Here is a 23,815-nt window from a genome sequence, read left to right on the forward strand (position 1 = left end):
GGGAGGTCGTCAGGGAGGCAGGGAGAACTCCCTACCCGCCTCCCTGACCCTTCCTCCCCGACCTGATCAGTACTGATACCCACACAGGGAGTCAGGGAGGCGCGCCTCTCGGACCTGCGGAAACCCCCGAAAACACGGGCCCCCGGGCATCCCTATGCCTCCCTCCCTGCACGCACAGTAACCGCCCGGCGTCCAGAAACGGAGACGCTGTGACCCTGCCCGTCTACCCCTACCGCCTCGCCCCCGACGGACTCATGACGCGCCGGCAACTCCGCGCCGCAGGGCTTCGGCCCGGCGGCAACGACCCCGTCGCGGAGATCCGGTGGCGACGCGGGCGCCGCTTCGCTCTCCTCTACGACCGTGCCCGGGCCCGCCCCGTCCGCCCGATGACCGCCGCGCGTTGGCGGGCCCTGGACGCCGCGATGCGGGCCCGCCGCACCTGCCCGGCATGCCGCCTCGATCGCGGCTACGTCATCCCCCGATCCCTCGGCACGTGCGTGCCCTGCCATTCGGCCTGACCCCCGCTCACCGACGAACGGGGCGGTCTGCTGCCTCGCCAAAGTCCGCAGACCGCCCCACGCCAGCACCCGACCAAAGGAACTGGAGATGTCCAGCATGGCCCATCCCGACCAATCTGCGCTGCTCGCGGCGGCCTTAAGCGCCGCCGGGCGCGGCTGGCCTGTGATCCCGCTGCACCCGGGGAGCAAGGTCCCCGCGCTGCACGGAGAGCGCACCTGCTCCCGTACCGGGGACTGCGCGCACGGGCACCGGACGTTCGAGCGGCGGGCCACCACCGACCCTGCCCGGATCGAACGCTGCTGGGCCGCGGGCCCGTTCAATGTCGGTATCGCCACGGGCCCGGCTGGGCTGCTGGTGGTCGACTTGGACACGGTCAAGGCGACAGACGAGAAGGGCACGCCTGACGGCGCGACGAACTTCTCTGCGCTCTGCGAGCGCGCCGGCAAGCCCGTCCCCGCCACCCGTACGATCCGGACCGCGCGCGGCGGACGACACCTGTACTTCGCCGTCCCGGCTGGGGTCCGGCTGGGCAACACCGCCGGGACCCTCGCCCCACGGGTGGACACCCGCGCGTGGGGCGGACAGGTCGTCGCCCCGGGCAGTCGCGTCCCTCAGGGCCCGTACACGGTCCTGTGCGACGCGCCGGTTGCAAAGCTGCCCAAATGGCTCCAAAGCGCCCTGACGGCCCCTCAGCGTCCCGCCACGACCCCAATCCGCCCGACGGCGCCCCGCGACGCGCCCCGTCTTGCCGCTGTGGTGTTCGAGCGAGAGGTGTCCGCCGTCGCCGCGACCGGCGAGGGTGGGCGGAATGCCGAACTGCTGCGCGCGGTGCGTGCGGTGGGCCGGTTCGTGGCGTGGGGCGACCTGGACCGCACGGCAGTCGAGGAGGCTTTTCAGGCGGGGGGCGAGTCGGCCGGACTGCCGGCGTCCGAGTGCCGCACCACGATCCGCAGCGCCCTGGACTACGCCATCCGCACCGCCCGCCCCCGGCAGGCAGCGTCATGACCAGCGCCCGGGGTCGATCCCCCCGCCTGAAAAGCCTCACCGATACCCCCGACGGCCCCCGCCACGCCGAACCGACCGAAGCTCCCGTGGCGGGTGGTGCGCCGAAGGTCGTCGCCGAAGGCGTCCCCTCTGCTCTCTGCCCCGACCCCTCGCGTCGGTCCCGAACGCCCGTTGCGCCACCCCGAAGCCGAAAGGAGGCAGGCCGCATGACCGACGACCACGGTTTCGACCTGCTCAACGAGGTCGAGGCATTCCACCGCCGGTTCAACATCTTTCCCAGCCAAGCCGCCTACGTCGCCGTCACGCTGTGGGACGCGCACGCGCACCTGCTGGACTGCTTCGACTCCACGCCCCGACTCGCGTTCCTGTCCCCGGAACCCGGATCGGGAAAGTCCCGTGCGCTGGAGATCGTGGAGACCCTCGTCCCCCAACCCATGGTCGCCGTCAACGCGTCCCCGGCCGCCCTCTTCCGAGCGGTCTCCGGGCTCGAAGGCCGCCCCACCATCCTGTTCGACGAAATCGACACCGTCTTCGGACCCAAGGCGGGCGACAACGAGGAACTGCGCGGATTCCTCAACGCCGGTCACCGACGCTCCGGGGTGACCTATCGGTGTGTGGGCGACGGCTCGAACCAGACCGTTCAGCCCTTCCCTTCGTACTGCGCGGTCGCCATGGCCGGACTCGGCTCGCTCCCGGACACCATCCTCACGCGCTCGGTCATCATCCGCATGCGCCGGCGGGCGCCCAACGAGCGGGTGCAGCCGTTCCGGCAGCGGATCCACGAGACGGAGGGTCACGCGCTTCGCGATCGTCTCGCCCGATGGGCGGAGAGCGCCCGGCCCTCGATCGAGAACACGTGGCCGGAGCTGCCCGAAGGCGTCACCGACAGGCCCGCGGACGTGTGGGAACCTCTGCTCGCCATCGCTGACGCGGCCGGCGGTACCTGGCCCGTCCGGGCCCGCGCCGCTTGCCTGGAACTCGTCAACGCCGCCCAGGAAGACGACGAAGCCTCGCTCGGAATCCGACTGCTCACCGACCTGCGCGAGGCAGTGTTCTGCGGAGCCGAACGTATGCCCACCGCCGTCATCCTCGAAATCCTCAACGCCATGGACGACGCCCCCTGGGGCGACTACCAGGGCAAGCCCCTCACCCCCAGGGGGCTGTCGAGAATGCTCAGCCTCTACGTCACCGGAGCCAACAAGCCCATCAAGCCCCGTGGCATCCGCACCTCGGCAGGCTTTCCCAAGGGCTACTACGCCGAAGACCTCGCCGACGCCTGGACGCGCTACTGCACCCCCCACCCCCAGGAATCCGCCACATCCGCCACGTCCGCCACGCCGCAGGTCAGGGGGCATGAATCCGTGGCGGAAACCCTTCCCGGATCCGCCACGGTGACGCGGGAAACCGCCACGCACTCCCCCGGCACCCCTGCTTGAACGCACGGCCGCAACGGTGCCGCCACACCCCCGGTGTGGCGGCACCTATCCGCCACACATCCGCTATCCGCCACACATCCGAGGCTCTGACCTGGGGCGTGGCGGCGTGGCGGATGTGGCGGACCTGGAAGGCAAGAGGACCGGAGACCTGAGGAGCCCCGCGTGCCCGCACTCCCCGATCACTTCCTGACCCCCGAAGAACTCGCCACCCTCCTGCGCCTGCCGAGCGTCGAAACCCTCTACGCCTGGCGCAAGAAGCGCACCGGCCCGCCCGGATTCCGCGTCGGCAAGCACCTGCGCTACGACCCCGACGCCGTCCGCGCCTGGATCATCGAACAGACCATCCAAGCCGCCTAGATCGGACCGCGCTAAGCGCACGACCTCTCGCGTTTCGCTCACGGCGCCACGTGCTACTCGAACTCAGCCCCGATGTTGTTCCACATGAAGGCTTCCTTCCAGGCTGGGTCGTTCTTGGCCCAGCCGACCACGGCGTCGATCACCTTCTCGCGCGAGACGGTGCGCGTCTGGAAGTGCTGGCTGGGCTCCCCGTCCCGGTACTCCAACTGGAACGTGTTGTCCTTGCGCAAGAGCACCTGCACGTACCAGTCGCCAGGTCGCTCGTCTTCAGCACGCTCCACAACGACGGCCCATCCGGGCTGCATGTTGGCTATCGCCAGCCCCACCTTCGGCTTCGTCGTCCGTCTGAAGACATTCCCCGACCCGTAGCTCATCATCAGCATGGACGGATTATCGCGGCATCCAACCACTTGGACCCGCGTCCACCGACTCCCCGCTGACAAGTTCCGTAGAACCCAATACCCACCACCGACGCACCGCGGCCGGTGGCGAGCGTTGAGGCTCGCCACCGGCCGCGGTGCGTCTGCAAGGAGTCGCCCCACATGGCAGGCCACATCCAAGACCGTTGGTACAAGAGCAGCCCGGACGGCATCGGGCGCCCCGTGAAGAGCGAGCGATACGGCACCGGCCTGCGCTATCGGGCCCGGTATATCGGCCCGGACGGCACCGAGAAGAGCAAGAGCTTCCCCGACCGGCAAAAGCGTCTGGCCGAACAGTGGCTCGCGCAGATCGAGGCCGACATGTCGCGCGGGCAGTACATCGACCCCGCCGCCGGCCGCACCACGTTCCAGCAGTACGGGGAGAAGTGGCTGGCGAGCCAGACCACCGACGTCACGACGCGGACGTCGGTGTCCACTCAACTCCGGTTGCACGCCTTCCCGTACATCGGTTCGCGCCCTCTGGGATCCTTCCAGCCGTCGCACATCCGGGAGTGGGCCAGCGCGCTGGAAAAGGTGCTGCCTGTGTCCTCGTATCGTCGCGTCATCTTCTCCAGCGTCTCCGCGGTGTTCAGTGCTGCCGTGGATGACAAGCACCTGTCCGCCAATCCCTGCCGTGCCCGGTCGGTGCGGGCTCCGCGGTCGGTGCCGCCGCGCGTACAACCGTGGACGGCTGGCCGGGTGTTCGCCGTCCGGCAAGCTCTGCCGGAGCAGTACCGGGCGATGGTGGACCTGGGAGGCGGATGCGGTCTGCGGCAGGGCGAAATCTTCGGCCTGGCCGTTGACACCGTGAACCACGACACGGGCTGGCTGCATGTGGGTTGCCAAGTCAAGGTCGCCAATGGCCACCTGGTCTTCGGTCTGCCGAAGCGCAGCAAAGAACGGGACGTGCCCCTGTCGGACCACGTCGCGCAGGTCCTCAAAGAGCACACCGAGAAGTACCCGCCCGTGGAAGTCACACTCCCGTGGCTGCTGCCGGACGGGCCATTGGTGAGGAAACGGCTGCTCTTCACTCGGCTGGACGGGGGCGGCGCCGTGCGGCGGACCGACTTCAACACGCGGGTGTGGAAGCCCGCGCTCACCGCGGCCGGCGTGCTCCCGGCCCCGGAGAAGGGAAAGCGGCACGAGGCGTCCCGCGAAGACGGAATGCACGCGCTGCGCCACTTCTACGCGTCGGTCCTCCTGGCCGCCGGGGAGAACGTCAAGGCCCTGAGTCACTACCTCGGACACGATGACCCGGGCTTTACGCTCCGTGTGTACACGCACCTGATGCCGAGCAGCGACGGGCGGGCGCGGCGGGCCGTCGACGCGATGTACGCGGCCCAGGCGGGCCCCGCCGTCACGCCTCACGGCCCACAGACGGCCCAGGCCGCTTAGACACGACTGCGGGGCGACGGCCGGCAGCCGTCGCCCCGCAGCGCGCGAAGCGGCGAAAACCCCGCTGACCTGCGCTTACAGCACCGGCAGGTTCTTCATCAGCTCGAAGGGCGTGACCTGCGAGCGGTACTCCTCCCACTCCTGCTTCTTGTTGCGCAGGAAGAAGTCGAAGACGTGCTCGCCGAGGGTCTCGGCGACGAGTTCGGAGCGCTCCATCAGGGTGATGGCCTCGCCGAGGTTCTGCGGGAGGGGCTCGATGCCGAGGGCGCGGCGTTCGGCGTCGGTGAGGGCCCAGACGTCGTCGTCGGCGCCGGCCGGGAGTTCGTAGCCCTCCTGGATGCCCTTCATGCCGGCGGCCAGCAGGACGGCGTAGGAGAGGTAGGGGTTGGCGCCGGAGTCCAGGGAGCGGACCTCGATGCGGGTGGAGCCGGTCTTGCCGGGCTTGTACATCGGCACCCGGATGAGCGCGGAGCGGTTGTTGTGGCCCCAGCAGATGTACGAGGGGGCCTCGCCGCCGGCGCCGGCGGTGCGCTGGGAGCCGCCCCAGATCCGCTTGTAGGAGTTCACCCACTGGTTGGTGACCGCGGAGATCTCGCCGGCGTGCCGGAGCAGGCCGGCGATGAAGGACCGGCCGACCTTGGAGAGCTGGAACTCCGACCCGGACTCGTAGAAGGCGTTCCTGTCGCCCTCGAAGAGCGACAGGTGGGAGTGCATGCCGGAGCCGGGGTACTCGGAGAACGGCTTGGGCATGAAGGTCGCGTGCACGCCCTGCTCCAGCGCGACCTGCTTCATCACCAGGCGGAAGGTCATGATGTTGTCCGCGGTGGACAGCGCGTCGGCGTAGCGCAGGTCGATCTCCTGCTGGCCGGGCGCGCCCTCGTGGTGGGAGAACTCCACCGAGATGCCCATCGACTCCAGCATGGTGATGGCCTGGCGGCGGAAGTCCATGCCGACGTTCTGCGGGGTGTGGTCGAAGTAGCCGGAGTTGTCGGCCGGGGTCGGCCGGCCGCCGTCCAGCGGCTTGTCCTTGAGCAGGTAGAACTCGATCTCGGGGTGCGTGTAGAAGGTGAAGCCCAGGTCGGAGGTCTTGGCCAGGGCGCGCTTGAGGACGTAGCGCGGGTCGGCGTAGGACGGGGAGCCGTCGGGCATCAGGATGTCGCAGAACATCCGGGCGGTGCCGGGGGCCTCGGCGCGCCACGGCAGCACCTGGAAGGTCCCGGGGTCCGGCTTGGCGATCATGTCGGACTCGTACACCCGGGCGAAGCCCTCGATGGCGGAGCCGTCGAAACCGATGCCCTCGTCGAACGCCTGTTCTAGTTCGGCCGGGGCGACCGCGACCGACTTCAGGTAGCCGAGCACATCGGTGAACCACAGCCGAACGAAGCGGATGTCCCGTTCCTCCAGGGTGCGGAGAACGAACTCCTGCTGCTTGTCCATATCCATCCATCCTTGCCGGTCAGGCCACCTCCCCCGCGGACGACCGCGACGGGGGATCAGGAGCATTGCACCACACCGTTTCGCAGGTGTTGCCGCCGGATGCGGTGCCGCTCCGCCCCCATAGTGCCTGCTCGCGCGCCTCAGCCGAAGGTGTCGAGGGAGGCGATCTTCCAGGTCCCGCCCTGCCGCACCGCGTCCACCGCGAACATCGCCGCCGCGTACGTGCTGCCGCCGCCCGCCGCGGTGCTGGTGTTCCGCTGGTCGGCGAAGACCAGCACCCGGGCGCGGTCGCCGTCGATGGCCTCCACCCCGGAGTCGGTGACGGTCGTGGTCAGCACCAGCTTCTGCGCCGGGGCCTGCGCGCGCACCTGCGCGAGCATCGCGGCGTACTGCTGCACGGCCTTCCCGGTCAGCATCTTCCGGGCGGCGGCGTCCGTACGGGCGGTGTCGGCGTAGTCGTACGAGAAGACCGCGTCGACGTCCTGGGCGATCGCGCCCTTGACCTCGCTGGTACGCGCGGTGTCGGTCAGCGCGGTGTTGCCGGTGGCCGCCGTGTCGCGCAGGTCCGAGGCCCTGGCCGCCGCCCAGGCGGCGAAGCCGCCGAGCAGCACGGTCAGCAGCGCGAGCGCCGCGGCCACGACCGCCGTACGGGACGGCCGGCGCGGACGCACCCGGGCGCGGACGGCGGCGGGCGCCTCACCGGCCGCGGTCACGAGGTCGGGCTCCGACTCGGCCTCGGACTCCGACACGAGCACGGGCACGGGTACGGGGGCGGGGGCGGTCGCCTGGTCCGCCGCGGGGGCGGTACGGGAGCCGGCGGCCGTCCGCACCGTGCGGGTCCGCGGGGAGGCGGACACGGCGGCGAGCCGGCGCTGCCGGTTGATCAGGTGGCGGGTGGTCGACATGGCGCGGACGGTCCTCTCGCGGAGCGGCTACTGGCCGGCGGACGGCTGCGGGGTGGCGGTCGCGGTCGCACTGTCGCCGAGCGGCGCCTGGCCGAGGGCGCTGAGCTTCCAGCCGGCCGCGGTGCGGGTCAGCTCGCCGAGCAGCCGGCTCTCCTTCACCGACGGCGCGCTCTTCGGCGCCGCCACGGTGATCCGCAGCGCGATCATCACGCTCGCCCGGCCCGTCCTGGCGTCCAGCTCGGTGACCGCGCCGGACAGCACCTTCGCGGTGCTCACGGTCTGCGCCTGCCGGACCTGCTTCTCGAAGTCGGCCCGGCCCTGGACGAGTTGGGTGTGCAGGTCGCCGGAGGTGCTGGACTCCCAGACGTCCAGGCCGTGGTCGAGGTCGTCGTGGTCGAGGGTGTTCATGTTCTGCACCGCCTGCTCGCCCGCGGCCAGCGCCGCGTCGCGGGTGCGGGCGAAGGACGCGTCGCCGTCGTGCGCGGCGCCGTACCAGGACCAGCCGGTCAGCCCGGCGGCGACCGCCGCGGCGAGCACCAGGGCCAGCGCCGCGAGCAGCAGCGGCGCCGGCCGCCGCCCGGCCGTCCTCGTGCCCGGAGCGGCCGGAGCGGCCGGCGCCCCGGCGGTCTCCTCGGGCGCGTCCCCGAGCGCCGCGTCAGGTGCTTCGTCAGGTGCCCCGGACTCCGGCGCGACCCGCTCGTGCAGTGTCATGTGCCTCTCCCCTACCGGGCCGTGAGTTCGGTGATGCGCCAGTGCCCGCCCTTGAACTCGGCGGTCACCGCGAGCTGCGCCGCCGCACTGGTCGGGGCGCCGCCCGCGCGCTGGGCGGTCTGGTCGAGGAAGACCAGCAGCCGGGCGCGGGACGCGGTGAGCGAGACCACGCCGGCCCGCACCACCCTTGTGGTGAGGGTCAGTCGCTGGCTCGCGACCTGCTGTCTGATCTGCCCGAACAGCGCCTGGTACTGCGTGGCGGCGGCGCCGTCGAGCACGTCGCCGGCGGCCTGGGCGGTCGACTGGGTGTCGTCGGGGGTGTAGGCGAAGATCCGGCTGAGCGCGTTGCTGACCTCGCCCGCCACCTGGTCGGTCGCCGCGGAGTCGGTCAACGCGTGGTTGCCGCTCACCGCGGGGTCCCGCAACTCGGCGGCCCCGTAGAGCAGTCCGCCGGACAGCAGGGCCGCCGCCGCCAGGGCGGCCACCGCGGCGAGCCGCCGCCGCGGCCACGCCGCGACGCGCCGCAGCCGCCCGGCCGCACCCCCCGCCACGGCCTCGGGCTCCGCGACACCCTCGGGCTCCGCGACACCTTCCAGCTCCGCGCGCTCGGTCTCCGCGCGCTCGGTCTCCTCCGCCGTGCTCATGCGCCGTCTCCTCCCCTGGCCCGCGTCAACTGGTGCCGACCGGGACGGCCGTGAGCGCGGTCAGTTTCCAGGCGCCGCCGGTACGGGACAGGGTCGCCTCGAAGCGTTTGCGGTCGGTGGTGGCGGTCCCTGCCGCCGGGGTCACGCGCACCTGCACGGTGGCGATGACCCGCGCGGTTCCGGCCCGGGTGTCGAGTTCGGTGACCGCCGCGTCGGTGACCGAGCCGCTGGTCGAGGTGCCGGACGCCAGCAGCGAGCCGGCGTCGGCGGTGTGGCTGCGGGACAGCTGCTCGTGCAGCGGACCGGTCGTCGCGTCGAGCCACCCGTCGAGGTCGCGGTCGACGTGGCCGCCGTCCACCGTGTTCAGCCGGGCGATCTCCCGCTGCCCCGCGGCGAGTACCGCGTCGCGCGCCTTGCCGTACCGCAGCGCGCCGTCGCCGCGGGTGCCGGCGTAGATCCAGCCGGAGACCGCGAGCAGCACGGCGGCGGCCGTCCACGCGGCGGCCCAGGCGAGCGGTCCGCGGTCGGGGCGCTTCACCGCGGGTCCCCCAGTCCGAGCAGACCGGCCAGTGTGGTGGGGCCGGTGGCGGGCAGTGCGGGGAGGCCCAGCGCGCCGGGCAGGGTGGGCGCGGCGTACGTGCGCGCGCCGCTGGGACCGTACGCGGCGGAGTCCCCGGAGCCCCCGGAGTCGCCGGCGGCCGTCGGCAGCACGGAACCGGGCTGCACCGGTGCGGGCACCGCCCCGCCGCCCGGCGCGTTCGCCGAGCCGCGGACGTCCCGGCCGGAGGAGGCCGGCGAGGTGCAGCGGGCCGCGGTGTCGAAGGCGGTCGCGGGCGCGCTGGTGTCCAGGCCGTTGCGGTAGGCGGTGCCGCCGTAGCCGGAGGTGCAGGGCAGCGGGGCGAAGAAGGTGACGGCCATGCCGAGGTGCACGCCGTGCGCGGTGACCGCGGTGGAGCCGGCCGCGACCACGGCGGGCACCTTGACCAGGAACTCCTGGATGCCGTTCTGCCGGGTGACGGCCACGTCCGAGGTGGTCAGCAGGTTGGCCAGCACCACGCTGAGGTCGGGTCCGACGTCCCGCAGCAGCGCGGTGACCTGTCCGGCCGCGCCGGGTGCGGCGGTGATCAGCCGGCGCAGGTCGGTGTCGGAGGAGTCGAGCCGGGCGGCCAGCTGGTCGGCGCTGGACGCGAAGGACTTGATGGCGTCGCCCTCGTCGGCCTGGGTGCGCAGCACGGTCCGCGCGTCGGTCATCAGCTGCGTGTCGCCGGGCAGGTTGGCGTCGGCCGCCGAGATGAACTGGCTGCTGTTGTCCAGCAGCGACTGGAGGTTGTCGGCCTGCCCGCCGAAGCTCTGCCCCAACTCGTCGACCACGGTCCGCAGGGAGTCGAGGGGTACGGAGGCGGTGAGCGCGTCGACGCTGGTGAGCAGGTTGGTGACCGGCGCGGGCACGCTCGCGTCGGCCTCGGCGATCCGTGAACCGTCGTGCAGGTAGGGGCCGTCGTCGGCGCTGGGCCGCAGGTCGACGTACTCCTCGCCGACCGCGGACAGGTCCGCGACGACGGCTTTGAGGCGGTCGGGGATGCGCGGCGCCGAGTCGTCGATCCGCAAGGTGGCCTCGACGCCGGTGTCGGTGAGGCCGACGTGGCCGACACGGCCGACGGACACGCCACGGTAGGTGACGTCGGCGTGCTCGAACAGGCCGCCGGCCTCGGGGAGTTCGACGGTGACGTCGTAGTATCCGCGCAGTCCGACGTAGCGGCCGAGGTCGGCGTACCGCACGCCGATGTAGCCGAGCACGAGGACGGCGACGAGCAGGAAGGCGATGTTCTTCGCGACGGTGGCCCTGGTCAGCATCAGCGGCCTCCCGCGGTGAGCACCGGGGGCAGCGGCAGCGGCAGCGCCGACCCGCCGGAGGTCCTGCGCGTGACGCCGGAGGCGCCCGCCGCCTTGCCGGCGGCGCTGGCGGCCGCACCGGACGGCGTCGCCCGCGTCCTGTGCGCCGGCGTCTGCGCGGGCTCGTCGGTCGGCGTCGGGGTCGGGCCGACATCCGGGTACGTGCTGTCGCCGGGTTGCAGCGCCGGGACGATCCGGGTGCCGGGCGCGGCGGTCAGGTCGAGGTAGACGTTGAGGTAGTCGCCCTTGACGCCGTTGAGCACCTGGTCGGTGAACGGGTAGGTGAGCAGCACCTGGAGGGAGTCGGGCAGGTCCCGGCCGGAGTCGGCGAGGCGCTGGAGGGTGGGCGCGAGCGCCCTGAGGTCGGCGACCATGTCGTCCTTGCTCCTGTCGACGGTGTCCACCGCGACTCCGGACAGGGTGTCGAGCGAGCGCAGCATGGTGACGAGCGAACCGCGCTGCTGCTCCAGCACCTTCAGGCCGGGACTGAGCCCGGTGATCACGGCGCCGATCTGCTGGTCGCGGGCGGCCAGCGTGGCGGACAGCTGGTTGACGCCGTCGAGGGCGTCGGTGATGTCCTGCTTGTGCGCGTCGAGGTCGCCGACGAGCGTGCCGACCTGCGTGAGCATGTCGCGGACCTGCGGTTCGTTCCCGGTCAGCGCCTTGTTCAGCTCGGTGCTGATGGTCTTCAGCTGCTGGATGCCGCCGCCGTTGAGCAGCATGGACAGTGCGCCGAAGACCTCCTCGACCTCGGGGTTGCGGTTGGTGCGGGCGAGCGGGATCACGGCGCCGCCGCGCAGCCGCCCGGTGGCGGGCTCGCTGCCGGGCGGCCCGGACAGCTCGACGTACTTCTCGCCGAGCAGGCTCGACTGCTCCAGGTGCGCGTAGGCGTTGGCGGGGAGGGTGACCTCGCCGTTGACCTTCATGGTGACGACGGCGTGCCAGCCGTCGGCGGCGAGGCTGATGCCGCTCACCCGGCCGACCGCGACGTCGTTGACCCGCACCGACGCCTGCGGCACCAGGTCGAGGACGTCGGCGAAGGTGGCCTTGACGGTGTAGGGGTGGCCGCCGAGGTTCGCGCCGCCGGGCAGCGGCAGGTCCTGGACGCCGCCGAAGCCGCATCCGGCGAGGCCGAGGGAGAGGACGACCGCGGTCGCGCCGAGCGCGGCGCCGCGGGTTCCGGCGTGCGGGCGGGTCATCGGGCCGCTCCCTTCGAGCCGCGCACCGAGCCGTAGACCGGTCCGACCGCGGGCAGCGGGAGCGGCGGGCCGGGCGGCGCGGCGCGCTTCGCGGTGGCGGCGGCGCCCGTCGGGGCGGCGGCGGTCGGGGTGAGGCTGCCGCCCATGCTCAGCTCGTTGATGTCGGCGCGGCCTTCGAGGGTGCCGGTCTTCGGGTCGTACGCGTTGAGCAGGTTGTCGGCGGCCAGCGGCGCGGTGTCGAGGAGTTCGGCGAGGGAGGCGCGCTGGTCGACGAGGGTCTGGGTGATCGGTTCGAGCTTGTCGATGCTCGTTTTGAGCCGGCCGCGGTTGTCCTGGATGAAGGTCTTCACCTGGCCGAGGGCGGTGGACAGTTGCCGCAGCGCGCCGCCGAGGTTCTCCTTGTCGTCGGCGAGGAAGCCGGTGACGGTGGACAGCTGGTCGGTGGCGGCCTTCACCTTGCCGTCGTTGGCCTTGAGCATCGCGGTGAAGGACTGGAGGGAGGAGAGCGTCGCGAAGAGGTCGCTGCTGCGGCCGTTGAGGGTGCGCGAGGCGCTGCCGAGCTGGGCGATGCTGTCCCCGATGGCCTTGCCGTTGCCGTCGAGGTTCCGCGCGCCGGTGTCGAGCAGGTCGGAGAGCGCGCCGGTGGCGTTGGCGCCGTCGGGGCCGAGCGCCTTGCTGAGCTGGGTGATGCTGTCGTAGAGCTGGTCGACCTCGACCGGTGTGGCGGTGCGGGTGGCGGGGATGACCGCGTGGTCCTTCAGCTGCGGGCCTCCGGTGTAGGCGGGGGTCAGCTGGATGTAGCGGTCGGCGACGACGCTGGGGGCGACGACGACCGCGCCCGCACCGGCCGGGACCTTGACGCCGTGGTCGAGCGTGAGGGTGACCTTCACCTGTCTCCCCTGCGGGGTGATCTTGTCCACGGTGCCCACCTTCACGCCGAGGACGCGCAGGTCGGAGCCCGGGTAGACGCCGACGGTGTGGTCGAAGTAGGCGGTGACGCGGTGGCCGCCGGGGCCGCCGAAGGCCACGAAGCCGGCGGTGACGGCGGCCGCGGCGACCACCGCGAGGACCGTGCCGAGCGCCAGGGCCCGCCGCAGCGGCCGGTCGCCGGAGCCCGCGGAGCCGGCCGAGCCGCGCGGCCACCGCGTGCCGGACCTGAGCCGGCCGAGCGCCGCTCTCATGACGCGCCTCCCGTCGCCTTGGGGGGCATGCAGCCGGTGGCCGGCGGGGTGCCCTTCGGCAGGTAGTCCTTCGGCACCAGGCCGCACAGGTAGCTGTCGAACCAGCGCCCGTTGCCGAGGGTGTTGCCGACCAGCCGGTAGTACGGGCCGGCGAGCGCCAGGGCCTTGTCGAGGCTGGACTGGTTGGCGTCGAGCACGGTGGTGACCCGGTCCAGGGCGTCCAGGGTGGGCGCGAGCTGCCGGTTGTTGTCGGCGACCAGCCCGTTGAGCTGGACGCCGAGGTCCTGGGTGCCGACGAGCAGCGCGTGGATGGCGTCCCGCCGCTTCTGGACCTCGCCGAGCAGCAGGTCGCCGTCGGAGATCAGCGCCTGGAAGCGGCCGTTCTGGTCGGCGAGGGTCCGGGTGAGCTGCTTGCTGCCGGAGAGCAGGTCGGCGAGTTCCGCGTCCCGGCTGGAGATCGTCTTCGACAGCGACGCCAGTCCGGTCGCCGCGCTGCGCACCGAGGACGGGGTGTCCTTGAAGGTGTCGGACAGGGTGCGGAAGCTCGCCGCGAGCGCCTGCGTGTCGAGCGAACCGAGCGTCTGCCCCAGGCCGTCGAACGCCTGCGTGACGTCGTACGGCGAGGTGGTGCGGCTCTTCGGGATGCGCGTGCCGGGGTTCTGCGGGCGGCTGCCGAGCGGGTCGACGGCCAGGTACTTCTCGCCGAGCAGCGTCTTGATGCCGATGGCGGCGGTGCTGGCGTCGCCGATCCAGGTGTGCCCGACGCGGAAGGTGACCTTGACGCGGTCGTCGTCCAGGGAGACGCCGGTGACCTTGCCGACCTTGACGCCCGCGACCCGCACCTCGTTGCCCGGCCGCAGCCCGGCGGCCTCGGTGAAGTCGGCGGAGTACGTGGTGCCGCCGCCGACCAGCGGCAGCGCGTCGGCGTCGTAGACGGCGAGGCTGACCAGGGCGAGCAGCAGCAGCCCGACGGTCCCGACGGCGACCGGGCTGCGTTCGCGCAGCGGGCGGAAGAGCGGGCGGCCGCGCCGCGCGCGGTCCCGCAGCCGGAACCAGGAGGCGGGCCCGGCGCCGGGGGCGCGCCCGCGGCGCGGGCCGGCGCCGTGGCGGCCCGGCAGCCGGTCGCGCAGCCGCCCCGGCAGGCGGGCCGGCCGGCGGCGCGGGCCCGGGGTCTCGGCGGTCATGACCGGCACCTCGCTTCGGTGATGGCTATGCCGGTGGGCGGCCTGCTGCCGTCGGAGGTGGCGACTCCGGAGACGGTGGCCTGGCACAGGTAGAGGTTGAGCCAGGAGCCGTACGAGGCGAGCCGGCCGACGGCCTGGAACTTCTGCGGGGTCTTCTTCAGGAAGTCCTCCAGCTGCGGGCTGCCGTCGGCGAGGTTGGTCGACAGCCGGCCGAGCTGGGCGATGGAGTCCTTCAGCGGCTGCCGTCCGTCGTCGAGCAGTCCCGCGGTGCTGGTGGTCAGCCGGGAGATCGCGGAGATCGACTGGCCGATCGGCTCGCGGTCCTGGGAGAAGCCGGTGACGAGCTGCTGGAGGGTGGTGATCAGGTCGTTGAAGCCGCTCTCGCGGGTGTTGACGGTGGTGAGCACCGAGTTGAGGTTGTCGATGACCTGGCCGATCACCTGGTCCTTGGCGGCCAGGGTGGTGGTGACCGAGCCGACGTCGCCGATCAGGCTGTCGACGGTGCCGCCCTCGCCCTGCAGGACCTGGACGATCTCGCCGGCCAGCTGGTTGACGTCCTTGGGCGACAGGCCCTGGAAGAGCGGCTGGAAGCCGTCGAAGAGCCGGGTCAGGTCCAGGGCCGGCGTGGTGCGGTCCAGCGGGATGGTGCCGCCGGGGTGCAGCACGCCGCCGACCGGGCCGGCGCCCTGGGCGAGGTCGACGTACCGCTGGCCGACCATGTTGAGGTACTTGATGGTCGCGGTGGTCGACGCGGGCAGCGTGCGGCCCTTCTGCACCGAGAAGTGCACCTGGGCGTAGCGGCGGTCGACGACCTTGATGGAGTCGACCTGGCCGACCCTGACCCCGGCGATGCGCACGCTGTCGCCGGAGATCAGCCCGGTGGTGTCGGTGAACCGGGCGTTGTAGCCGGCGGTGTCGCCGACTCCGGCGCCGGCGATGCTGATCGCGAGCGCCATGGTGGCGAGCGCGGTGACCAGCACGAAGATCAGCGACTTGACGATCGGCCCGGTCAGGCTGCGGCGCTTCACCTGACGGTCACCTCCGTGCCGCGGAAGACCGGTCCGGTGAGCAGGCTGCTCCAGTCCGGCAGGGACCGCGGGTCGGCGGCGAGGCCCGGCGCCAGCAGTTCGTCGACCAGTTCGTTCTCCTGCGGCGAGTTGGCCAGCGGGGTGGTGCCGCGGCCGGTGTACGGGACGGGGTAGCACCGCGGGCCGCCGCTCGCGTCGTACACCGGGGTGTCCCGGCCCGCGACGTACCGGCCGCGCGAGGGCGCGGTGGTGACGTCGACGTGCAGGCCGGGGTGCGCGGTGCCCTTGCCCAGCGCCTTGTCCATCACCGGCACGAAGTCGGCGAGGGTGCGCAGCGTGCAGGGGAAGGCGGGCGCGTACTCGGCGAGCAGGCCGAGGGTGCCGCGGCTGTCGGCGGACAGCCGGATGATCGTGTCCTTGTTCTGCCGCAGGTACGTCGTCAGGTCCTGGGCGGTGGCGGTCGCCGAGCCGTACAGGGTGCTGAGGTTCGCCTGTTCCTGGGCGAGGGTGCCGCTGGTCCTGGTGAAGTCGGTGAGGGCCTGCACGATGTCGGGCGCGGCGGCGGCGTAGACGTGGCTGACGGTGACGAGCTGCTTGATGTCGTCGTTGAGCGCGGGCAGTTCGGGGTTGAGCCGGCGCAGGTAGCCGTCGAGCTGGACGAGGGTGGTGCCCAGCTGGGTGCCGCGGCCGTCGAGGGCGGTGGCGACCGCGTCGAGGGTGGCGGCGAGTTTCTGCGGCTGTACGGCGGTCAGCAGCGGCATCACGTGGTCGAGGACCTGCTGCAGTTCGACGGCGTCGCCGGAGCGGTCCTGCGGGATGACGGCGTGCGCGGCGAGCGTGGGCCCGCCGGGGGTGGCGCCGGCCGGTGGCACGAGCGCGACGAACCGGGCGCCGAAGAGCGTGGTGGGCAGCATCTGGGCGGTGACGCCGGCCGGGATGCGGTGCAGCTGGCCGGGGTCGAGGGCCAGGGTGAGGCGGGCGCCCGCGCCGTCGGCGTGGATGGACTCCACCCGGCCGACGACGACGCCGCGGACCTTCACGTCGGCGCCCAGGTGCATCTCGTTGCCGACGCTGCCGGTGCGGACGGTGACGGTGGCGGCGTCGCTGAAGCTCTTGTCGTAGACGGCGACGGCCAGCCAGGCGAGCAGCGCGGGGACCAGCAGGAAGACGATGCCGGCGGTCCTGCGGCGGGTGGTGGCGGCGCGTTCGCCGCGCGGCCCGGCCGGTGGCGGTGGCGCGGCGGCCGGCTGCGGAAGGGTGTCGGTGGCGGTCATCCGGCGACTCGCACGGTGGTGGTGGCGCCCCAGATGGCGAGGCTGAGGAAGAAGTCGGTGATCGAGATGATCACGATGGCGTTGCGCACCGAGCGGCCCACCGCGATGCCCACGCCGGCCGGCCCGCCCTTGGCGGTGTAGCCGTAGTAGCAGTGCGCGAGGATCACGATCACGCTGAAGACGAGCACCTTCAGGGTGGACAGCAGGACGTCCTCGGGGGCGAGGAAGAGGTTGAAGTAGTGGTCGTAGGTGCCCTGCGACTGGCCGTTGACCCAGACGGTGACGAGCCGGGAGGCGGCGTAGCTGCTGAGCAGCCCGATGCCGTAGAGCGGGACGATCGCCACCACCCCGGCGATGATCCGGGTGGTGACCAGGTAGGGCATGGAGCGGATGCCCATGCCCTCCAGGGCGTCGACCTCCTCGTTGATCCGCATCGCGCCGAGCTGGGCGGTGAATCCCGCGCCGACCGTCGCGGACAGCGCGAGCCCGGCGACCAGCGGCGCGATCTCGCGGGTGTTGAAGTAGGCGGAGATGAAACCGGTGAAGGCGGTGGTGCCCAGTTCGTTCATCGCCGCGTAGCCCTGGAGGCCGACGACGGTGCCGGTGGCCAGCGTCATGCCGATCATCACGCCGACGGTGCCGCCGATCACGCTGAGGCCGCCGCTGCCGAACGCGACCTCGGCGAGCAGGCGCTGCACCTCCTTGAGGTAGCGGCGCAGGGTGCGCGGAATCCACAGCACGGCGGCGACGTGGAAGAGGAGGTGGTCGCCGGTCTCGTCGAGCCAGCGCAGCCAGCGGTTGCCGGAGGGGAGCCGCCGGGCGCGCCGCGGCGGGGGCGGCGGCTCGGCCCGGGGGGCGTCCTCGTCGATCAGGGTCATCGCTCAGGCCCCCTTCTGCGGGACGAGTTGCAGGTAGATCGCGGTGAGCACGACGTTCACGAAGAACAGCAGCAGGAAGGTGATGACGACGGACTGGTTGACGGCGTCGCCGACGCCCTTCGGGCCGCCCTTGGGGTGCAGTCCGCGGTAGGCGGCGACGATCCCGGCGATGAAGCCGAAGATCAGCGCCTTGATCTCGCTGATGTAGAGGTCCGGCAGCTGGGCCAGCGCGGAGAAGCTGGACAGGTAGGCGCCGGGGGTGCCGTGCTGCATGACCACGTTGAAGAAGTAGCCGCCGAGGGTGCCGACCACCGAGACCAGGCCGTTGAGGAAGACCGCGACGAGCATGGTGGCGAGCACCCGCGGCACGATCAGGCGCTGCACCGGGGAGACGCCCATGACCTCCATGGCGTCGAGCTCCTCGCGGATCTTGCGCGACCCGAGGTCGGCGCAGATCGCGCTGCCGCCCGCGCCCGCGATGAGCAGCGCCACGATCAGCGGGCTGGCCTGCTGGATGACGGCCAGCACGCTGGCGCCGCCGGTGAAGGACTGCGCGCCGAGCTGCTGGGTCAGCGAGCCGACCTGCAGGGCGATGACCGCGCCGAACGGGATCGACACCAGCGCGGCGGGCAGGATCGTCACGCTCGCCACGAACCAGAACTGCTCGATCAGCTCGCGCATCTGGAACGGCCGGCGGAAGGTGTCGCGCACGGTCGTGGCGGCCAGCGTCATCAGCTGGCCGGTCTGCCGCAGCGCCCCGGTGCCGGGCACGGTCCGGCGTGCGCCGGGGCGGGGCGCGGGCGCCCGCAGCGGCGCCGTCATGCCGGCTCCCCCTGGACCGGGGTCAGCCCGGTCCTGATCGCCTCGCGGGCGCCCGCGGGGAGCGTGTCCCACATGGACATGACGCGGGCCCGGTGCCGCTGCACGGCGCGGCGGGCGGGCAGCCCCGGGCTGGGTTCGAGCTGCGGCATGATCCGCGGCGGCAGCGCCGGGCCGATGCCCTCGCCGTCGAGCTGCTCGCGGGCGATGGTGGCCTCGTCCTTCTCCTCCGACATCCCGATCGGCCCGGCCCTGCGCCCGCTGAGGAACTGCCGTACGACCGGTTCCTGGCTGGTCAGCAGCAGCTCGCGGGGGCCGAAGGCGACCAGCTCGCGGCGGAAGAGCATGCCCATGTTGTCGGGCACGGTGGAGGCGATGTCGAGGTTGTGGGTGACGATCAGCATCGTCGCGTCGATCTGCGCGTTGAGGTCGATCAGCAGCTGCGAGATGTACGAGGTGCGCACCGGGTCCAGGCCGGAGTCCGGTTCGTCGCACAGGATGATCTGCGGGTCGAGGACCAGGGCGCGGGCCAGCCCGGCGCGTTTGCGCATGCCGCCGGAGATCTCGCCGGGCAGCTTGCCCTCCGCGCCGACCAGGCCGACCATCTCGATCCGCTCCATGACGACGCGGCGGATCTGCGACTCCTTCTTGCGGGTGTGCTCGCGCAGTGGGAAGGCGATGTTGTCGAAGAGGTTCATCGAGCCGAAGAGCGCGCCGTCCTGGAACATCAGGCCGAACAGCTTGCGGGCCTCGTAGATGTCCCGCTCGGGGCTGTTGACCATGTCGACGCCGTCGACCAGCACCCGGCCGCGCTCGGGTTTGAGCAGGCCGATCACGGACTTCAGGAACACCGTCTTGCCGGTCCCGGAGGGGCCCAGCATCACGCTGACCTCGCCGGGCGGCAGAGTGAGCGTCACATCCTGCCAGACGGTCTGTTTGCCAAAGGACTTCGTCAGACCTTCGACGATCACTTCGATTCCCATTGCACCTCCCGGGGGGCGACGTGGGTGGGACGGGGCGGCGGTACGGACGGGGTGCTCATCGCCGGTGCGGCAGCGGGGGGATCTGGATCTCCGGCAGGCAGGTCTGCTCCGGGATGTTGATCGGGTCGCAGAGCCTGCCCTGGGAGAGGTTGAGGGTGTTGCCGGGACCGGAGAGCGCGGAGGTGAAGAGCGCGTCCAGGTTCTCGCCGTGCGCCGCGCAGCCGGTGAACGGCGGGATGACGAGGTCGTCGTCGACGAGCGGGCCGCCGTTGACGATGTCGTAGTCGGGCTTGCCGTCGCCGCCGGGGATGTAGTCGTCCTCACGGCCCTTGAGCTCCACGTCGATCGGGGTGGCGGTGTGGCAGTTCGGGCCGACGTCGAGGGGCGTGCCGTTGATCCTCACGTCGCGGACCCGGATGTCCTGGTAGCCGCCGATGGTGGTGAGGATCGGCTGGTCGAAGAAGCTGTCGCCGCTCTGCACGATGGTCATCAGGCCGCGCGGCACGAACTGCACGGTCGCGCTGGTGGGCATGAAGCCGTAGGTGAGGAAGGTCGCGGAGGACGGCGGGAGGTTCAGCGCCAGCACGGAGTCGACCTCGACGTAGTCGTTGGTGAAGTCCAGCACCTTGCGGCGGCCGGCGTTGACCTCCGCCATCACCGGGTGGGCGTGCGGGTCGTTGACGATCATCGCGCCGTTCAGCTTGTACTGGTTGGCGAAGCCGACCGCGAACCCGCACATCGGGCCGTCGGGGTACGGCGGGTCGCCGGGGAAGGGGAGCACGATCGCCTGCGGGCTGACCGGCGGCAGCCGTTTGGGGTCGGGGTCGCCGTGCGGCGTCTTGCCGCAGGTGGTGAGCCCGGAGTGGACGGGTGCCTCCAGCGGTACGACGGTGCTGCCCGCGGTGCGCCGGCCCGGAGCGGCGGCGGACGGGCCGGAACCGGTGGCGTCGCCGGCGGCGCCCGCGCCGGTGGAGGCGGAGGGGCCGGGCGCGGACGGGCTGCCGGAGCCGGGGGCGCCGGAGGCTTCTGCCGGTACGTGCACGGTGGCCAGCACCGCGTCCTGGCCGGCCTTGGGCGTGCAGTCGCCGGTGAGGCCGCCGGCGGGCTCGGTGGGCGAGGTGGTCGTCGCGGTGCTGGCGCCGGTGCTGGTCACGGCGCCGCCCGCGGTCTTCGTGCCGGTGGAGGTGCCGGTCTTCGCGGCGGCCCGCGTGGCGGCCTGCGCGCCGGACGTCCCGGCCGGACCCGCGGGCGATGTGGCGGTCGGGCTCGGCGGCGGTGCGGTGGGCGTGCCGGACGCGGGCGGCCGCGCCGCGAGCGGGTGCAGGACGAGGGTCAGCTGCTGCGGGGAGAAGACGACGTCGCCCGGCGCCGTGACCTTCACGCCCGGCGCCTGGCCGACGAACGTCAGCAGCAGGGCGTCGGCGCCCGCCACGGGGGTGTCGCCGGCGGCCAGCCCCGGCCAGTCCGCCTCGGCCGTCGAACTGCCCTGCGCGACCCGTGTGGTGAGGTCGCCGGCCGCGGTGACCGAGCCGGTGTCCGCCGGCAGCAGCGCGGTGACGCCGGCCCGCGGCAGGGCCACCGTCATCTTCAGCACGCCCGGCCGGATGGGCTGTCCGACCGCGCCGGTGGACGGGAAGGTCTGCGAGAAGGCGATCGTCACGTCCTGCGCCCCGGAGACGAACCGGCAGGTGTAGCCGAGCGACAGCTCGCCCTGCGACCCGGTGGCCGCGGAGTTCGTGCCGGGCAGCGCCCCCGCCACCAGCGCGGCCGCGGCTACGGCCACGAGCCGCACCGATCGGCGCGGTCCCACGCCACCCCTCATCGACAACTCCTCAAGGCAGGCTCGGCGGCAGGACATTACGTGCGGGTAATAACCCAGACAAGTGAGCGAACAACCGAAGCTGCGACGGATTCGCGAAGCCCTGTTTTCTTGTCATCCGGTGACAAGGGAAAAGCGGAATTTTGTCGTCCGATGAGTGCCGGGCGGCGGGCCGCGACCGGGAGCACTCACTCGGTGACGGACGCGGGCAGGGACCCCGGCTGCGGTGCACGGAGCCGGAGTCCCTGCCGGTGTGCTGTGGTGCGGGCGCGGCGGGGTGCGCCGCGCTCATCGCCGGGTCACGGCGAGGTGAGCACCAGGGTCGCCGGGCTCAGCGCGTAGTCGCCCTTGTAGCCGACCGAGTCGCCGGAGTTGAGCAGGCCCAGGCAGATGCCGGAGACGTTCCACGCGTGCAGGTTGCCGGTGCCCAGCACCGACAGCGTGTGGGTGGAGTTGTTGTACTTGACGTCGATCGTCGCGGCGCTGCCGCTGGTCGCGCCGCCGAAGTCGGCGGTGCAGCCGGCGCCGCTGATGTGGGCCTTGACGCCGGAGAGCGTGCCGGTGGTGACCGGGCTGGCGTAGCTCACCGCGTTGAGCGCCCACGGCAGGCCCTGGGCGGTGACGTTGAAGGTGATGCCGAGCGGACCCGAGCACGTGGTCCACGTGACGGCGGAGATGGAGGCGATGCCGGTGCCGGACTTGCCGGTGCCGTTGGCGGCGGAGCCGGTGGCCTTCGAGGAGGTGCACTTCAGCTGGGTGCCGGTCTTGCTGTCGGTCAGCACCGAGTTGGTCGAGGTGCCGGTGAAGGTGCCGCCTCCGGCCACGGTCCACGTGCCGGCCGCGGTGGCCGGCGAGGCCGCCATGCCCACCGCCGCGGCGATCGCGGCACCGGTGACGAGACTGCTCTTGGTGAGGGTCGAGAGCTTGCGCACGGGCTGTTCCTTCCCTTGACTTTGCGTGCCTGAATAACCGCGGTTCTCGCCGTCGGGCGGGAATTCGGTTGCGACTCACTGCCTGGAACGCTGGGTACCGATTCCGGTCGGTTGCCCTTGCGGAGCTGGACGTTACGCACGGGTAACCGGAGGGCGCAATAATCCAGGCCAAGATTCTCGGCCGGACCTTACCGCCGGGTATTTTTCTGTCACCGGGACAACACCGGGGCCGGCGTTTTTGTGAACAAGTGAGCATCGCGCGCCGGGCGCCGGCAGCGCCGCCCGGCGCGCGGTACGGTCCCGCCACGACCCTCCGGGCTCGGCCCGGCGGGCCGCGCCGGGCGGCGCGAACGGCCCGCGGGGCACCCCCCGGGCCGGCCGTCCGCGCACCGCCGGCCGGTCACCCGGGGATGGAACAGGCCAGTCAGCGGGCCTCCGGCAACGTTTCCGTGTTCGGAGTGCTGCGCTCCGTGCACGATTGGTCTATCTTGCAGCGAGGTCACACCAGCGCGGCGCGGCGCCGGGGAGGGGGAGGGATGACCGTCATGCGGCAGACCCCGGATCAGACGGAACTTCCGGGTCCGATCCCGCGGGAGTTCGCCGCGGTGATGCGCCCGGAACTGCCCAGTTTATTAAAAGAGATGGCTGCTGAAATCGTCACCGCGATACCCGAATACGGGCCGCTGCTCGAAGGCCCCAACGCCCGGGTGATCAAAATCGGGATCGAGCAGAGCATCGCCACATTCGTGGACCGGGTGGCCGCCCCCACCGCCACCACCGCACTGCGCGACGACCTGTGCCGGCAGTTCGGCCGCTTCGAGGCGTACGAGGGCCGCAGTCTGGACAACCTGCAGGCCGCGTACCGCATCGGCTGCCAGGTCGCGCTGCGCCGGGTGCGCACCGTCGGGCGCCGCTACAGCCTCTCCGCGTCCTTCATGCTCACCTTCGCCGACGCCCTCTTCGCCTACATGGGCGACCTCGCCGAGCTGTCCCGCGAGGGCTACGTGCAGGCGCTGGAGGAGCTGGGCGAGGAGCCGGACAACCGGCGCCGGCGGCTGCTGCGGCGCATCCTCGGCGGCACCTCGGTCGCCCGCAGCGCGCTCGCCGAACTGGCCGAGCACTCCGGCTGGCCGCTGCCCGAGGAGGTCACGCTCGTCGCGCTGGCCCCCGACGCGCACCCCGCGCGGGCCGCGCTGGACCGCGACGTCCTGCTGGACTTCGCCGACCCCGAGCCGCACCTGCTGGTGCCCGGCCCCTTCACGCCGCAGCGGCGCGCGGCGCTGGACGCCGCGCTCGGCGGCTGCCGCGCGGCGGTCGGCCTGACCACGCCGCTCGGCGAGGCCGCGGACTCGCTGCGCTGGGCCCGGCACACCCTGGCGCTCACCGAGTCGGGGATCGTCGACGACGGCGCGGTGGTGCTCAGCGAGGACCACCTGCTGCCGCTGTGGCTGCTCGGCGACTCGGCGCTCGCCGACCAGATCGCCAAGAAGTACCTCGGACCGCTGGTGGGGCTGACCGCCACCCAGCGCGGCCGGCTGATCGACACCCTGCGCATCCGGCTCACCACCCGCGGCACCGCGGCCCAGGTCGCCGACCTGCTGGGCGTGCACCCGCAGACGGTGCGCTACCGGCTGCGCATCCTCGACCGGGCGTTCGGCGACCAGCTCACCGATCCCGACGACCGGTTCGCCACCGAGATCGCCCTGCGCGCGCTGCACCTGCGCGAGCACGGCGAGGGCGGTGGCCCCCTCGGGGGGAGCCGCCGCCCGTGATCCGTCCGGTCCGCGGAAGTCCGGA

At 72.3% G+C, this 23,815-nt stretch carries 23 protein-coding genes; 6 read left to right on the forward strand and 17 right to left on the reverse strand.

The annotated features are described in order from the left end of the window. The first annotated feature begins 209 nt into the window (after positions 1 to 209). From V2S66_RS19680 to V2S66_RS19695, 4 genes are all read left to right on the forward strand, one after another. Positions 210 to 518 (forward strand): RRQRL motif-containing zinc-binding protein, encoded by a 309-nt coding sequence (locus V2S66_RS19680; protein WP_330797178.1) that lies wholly within the window; start codon positions 210 to 212, stop codon positions 516 to 518. A 97-nt stretch (positions 519 to 615) separates the two neighbouring features. Then, positions 616 to 1,524: a bifunctional DNA primase/polymerase gene (locus tag V2S66_RS19685; protein WP_330797228.1), complete on the forward strand. Its 909-nt coding sequence runs from the start codon at positions 616 to 618 to the stop codon at positions 1,522 to 1,524. A 206-nt stretch (positions 1,525 to 1,730) separates the two neighbouring features. Continuing rightward, positions 1,731 to 2,960: a DUF3631 domain-containing protein gene (locus tag V2S66_RS19690; RefSeq protein WP_330797179.1), complete on the forward strand. Its 1,230-nt coding sequence runs from the start codon at positions 1,731 to 1,733 to the stop codon at positions 2,958 to 2,960. A 162-nt stretch (positions 2,961 to 3,122) separates the two neighbouring features. Continuing rightward, positions 3,123 to 3,317 carry a helix-turn-helix transcriptional regulator gene (locus V2S66_RS19695; RefSeq protein ID WP_330797180.1) on the forward strand — a complete coding sequence of 65 codons (195 nt, stop codon included), beginning with the start codon at positions 3,123 to 3,125 and terminating at the stop codon, positions 3,315 to 3,317. Between the two features lie 53 nt (positions 3,318 to 3,370). Here the strand turns inward: V2S66_RS19695 and V2S66_RS19700 are convergent, their stop codons facing one another. Continuing rightward, on the reverse strand, positions 3,371 to 3,700 hold the full coding sequence (locus V2S66_RS19700) for a hypothetical protein (RefSeq protein WP_330797181.1): 330 nt from the start codon (positions 3,698 to 3,700) through the stop codon (positions 3,371 to 3,373). Positions 3,701 to 3,859: 159 nt separating this feature from the next. On the opposite strand from V2S66_RS19700, the gene V2S66_RS19705 reads away from it, so the two are divergent. Further along, entirely contained in the window at positions 3,860 to 5,131 is a 1,272-nt protein-coding gene (locus tag V2S66_RS19705) for a tyrosine-type recombinase/integrase (protein WP_330797182.1), read from the forward strand. Positions 5,132 to 5,206: 75 nt separating this feature from the next. On the opposite strand, the gene V2S66_RS19710 is transcribed toward V2S66_RS19705, so the two are convergent. From V2S66_RS19710 to V2S66_RS19785, 16 genes are all read right to left on the reverse strand, one after another. Beyond that, positions 5,207 to 6,568 carry a glutamine synthetase family protein gene (locus V2S66_RS19710; RefSeq protein WP_330797183.1) on the reverse strand — a complete coding sequence of 454 codons (1,362 nt, stop codon included), beginning with the start codon at positions 6,566 to 6,568 and terminating at the stop codon, positions 5,207 to 5,209. Positions 6,569 to 6,708: 140 nt separating this feature from the next. Then, positions 6,709 to 7,473, reverse strand: a complete 765-nt coding sequence (locus V2S66_RS19715) for a hypothetical protein (protein ID WP_330797184.1) — start codon at positions 7,471 to 7,473, stop codon at positions 6,709 to 6,711. Positions 7,474 to 7,500: 27 nt separating this feature from the next. Then, positions 7,501 to 8,184 (reverse strand): hypothetical protein, encoded by a 684-nt coding sequence (locus V2S66_RS19720; protein WP_330797185.1) that lies wholly within the window; start codon positions 8,182 to 8,184, stop codon positions 7,501 to 7,503. An 11-nt stretch (positions 8,185 to 8,195) separates the two neighbouring features. Continuing rightward, entirely contained in the window at positions 8,196 to 8,828 is a 633-nt protein-coding gene (locus tag V2S66_RS19725; protein ID WP_330797186.1) for a hypothetical protein, read from the reverse strand. A gap of 25 nt (positions 8,829 to 8,853) precedes the next feature. After that, positions 8,854 to 9,366 carry a hypothetical protein gene (locus tag V2S66_RS19730; protein WP_330797187.1) on the reverse strand — a complete coding sequence of 171 codons (513 nt, stop codon included), beginning with the start codon at positions 9,364 to 9,366 and terminating at the stop codon, positions 8,854 to 8,856. Further along, complete coding sequence (locus V2S66_RS19735; RefSeq protein WP_330797188.1) at positions 9,363 to 10,682, reverse strand: MlaD family protein; 1,320 nt, start codon at positions 10,680 to 10,682, stop codon at positions 9,363 to 9,365. Before V2S66_RS19735 ends, V2S66_RS19730 begins: the two co-directional genes overlap by 4 nt. Next, a complete protein-coding gene (locus V2S66_RS19740; RefSeq protein WP_330797189.1) occupies positions 10,682 to 11,920 on the reverse strand; it encodes an MCE family protein in 1,239 nt (412 codons plus the stop codon). Before V2S66_RS19740 ends, V2S66_RS19735 begins: the two co-directional genes overlap by 1 nt. Further along, positions 11,917 to 13,101 (reverse strand): MCE family protein, encoded by a 1,185-nt coding sequence (locus V2S66_RS19745; protein ID WP_330797190.1) that lies wholly within the window; start codon positions 13,099 to 13,101, stop codon positions 11,917 to 11,919. Before V2S66_RS19745 ends, V2S66_RS19740 begins: the two co-directional genes overlap by 4 nt. Next, entirely contained in the window at positions 13,098 to 14,285 is a 1,188-nt protein-coding gene (locus V2S66_RS19750; RefSeq protein WP_330797191.1) for an MCE family protein, read from the reverse strand. Before V2S66_RS19750 ends, V2S66_RS19745 begins: the two co-directional genes overlap by 4 nt. Beyond that, entirely contained in the window at positions 14,282 to 15,313 is a 1,032-nt protein-coding gene (locus tag V2S66_RS19755; protein WP_330797192.1) for an MCE family protein, read from the reverse strand. The genes V2S66_RS19750 and V2S66_RS19755 overlap by 4 nt, the downstream gene beginning before the upstream one ends. Then, a complete protein-coding gene (locus tag V2S66_RS19760; RefSeq protein ID WP_330797193.1) occupies positions 15,310 to 16,587 on the reverse strand; it encodes an MCE family protein in 1,278 nt (425 codons plus the stop codon). Before V2S66_RS19760 ends, V2S66_RS19755 begins: the two co-directional genes overlap by 4 nt. Continuing rightward, the gene (locus V2S66_RS19765; protein ID WP_330797194.1) at positions 16,584 to 17,465 is read right to left on the reverse strand and encodes an MlaE family ABC transporter permease; all 882 of its coding nucleotides are present in this window, start codon (positions 17,463 to 17,465) and stop codon (positions 16,584 to 16,586) included. Before V2S66_RS19765 ends, V2S66_RS19760 begins: the two co-directional genes overlap by 4 nt. Positions 17,466 to 17,468: 3 nt before the next feature. Beyond that, a complete protein-coding gene (locus V2S66_RS19770; protein ID WP_413966429.1) occupies positions 17,469 to 18,287 on the reverse strand; it encodes an MlaE family ABC transporter permease in 819 nt (272 codons plus the stop codon). Next, positions 18,284 to 19,267, reverse strand: a complete 984-nt coding sequence (locus V2S66_RS19775; RefSeq protein WP_330797195.1) for an ABC transporter ATP-binding protein — start codon at positions 19,265 to 19,267, stop codon at positions 18,284 to 18,286. Before V2S66_RS19775 ends, V2S66_RS19770 begins: the two co-directional genes overlap by 4 nt. 55 nt (positions 19,268 to 19,322) lie before the next feature. Then, positions 19,323 to 21,089, reverse strand: a complete 1,767-nt coding sequence (locus tag V2S66_RS19780) for a DUF6801 domain-containing protein (RefSeq protein WP_330797196.1) — start codon at positions 21,087 to 21,089, stop codon at positions 19,323 to 19,325. 296 nt (positions 21,090 to 21,385) lie between these two features. Next, positions 21,386 to 22,018, reverse strand: coding sequence for a hypothetical protein (locus V2S66_RS19785; protein ID WP_330797197.1), 633 nt, complete (start codon positions 22,016 to 22,018; stop codon positions 21,386 to 21,388). Between the two features lie 536 nt (positions 22,019 to 22,554). Here V2S66_RS19785 and V2S66_RS19790 point away from each other — a divergent pair. Continuing rightward, complete coding sequence (locus V2S66_RS19790; RefSeq protein ID WP_330797199.1) at positions 22,555 to 23,790, forward strand: helix-turn-helix domain-containing protein; 1,236 nt, start codon at positions 22,555 to 22,557, stop codon at positions 23,788 to 23,790. The last annotated feature ends 25 nt before the right edge of the window (positions 23,791 to 23,815 follow it).

The sequence above is a fragment of the Actinacidiphila polyblastidii genome, from assembly GCF_036353415.1.
Taxonomy (GTDB): Bacteria; Actinomycetota; Actinomycetes; order Streptomycetales; family Streptomycetaceae; genus Actinacidiphila; species Actinacidiphila polyblastidii.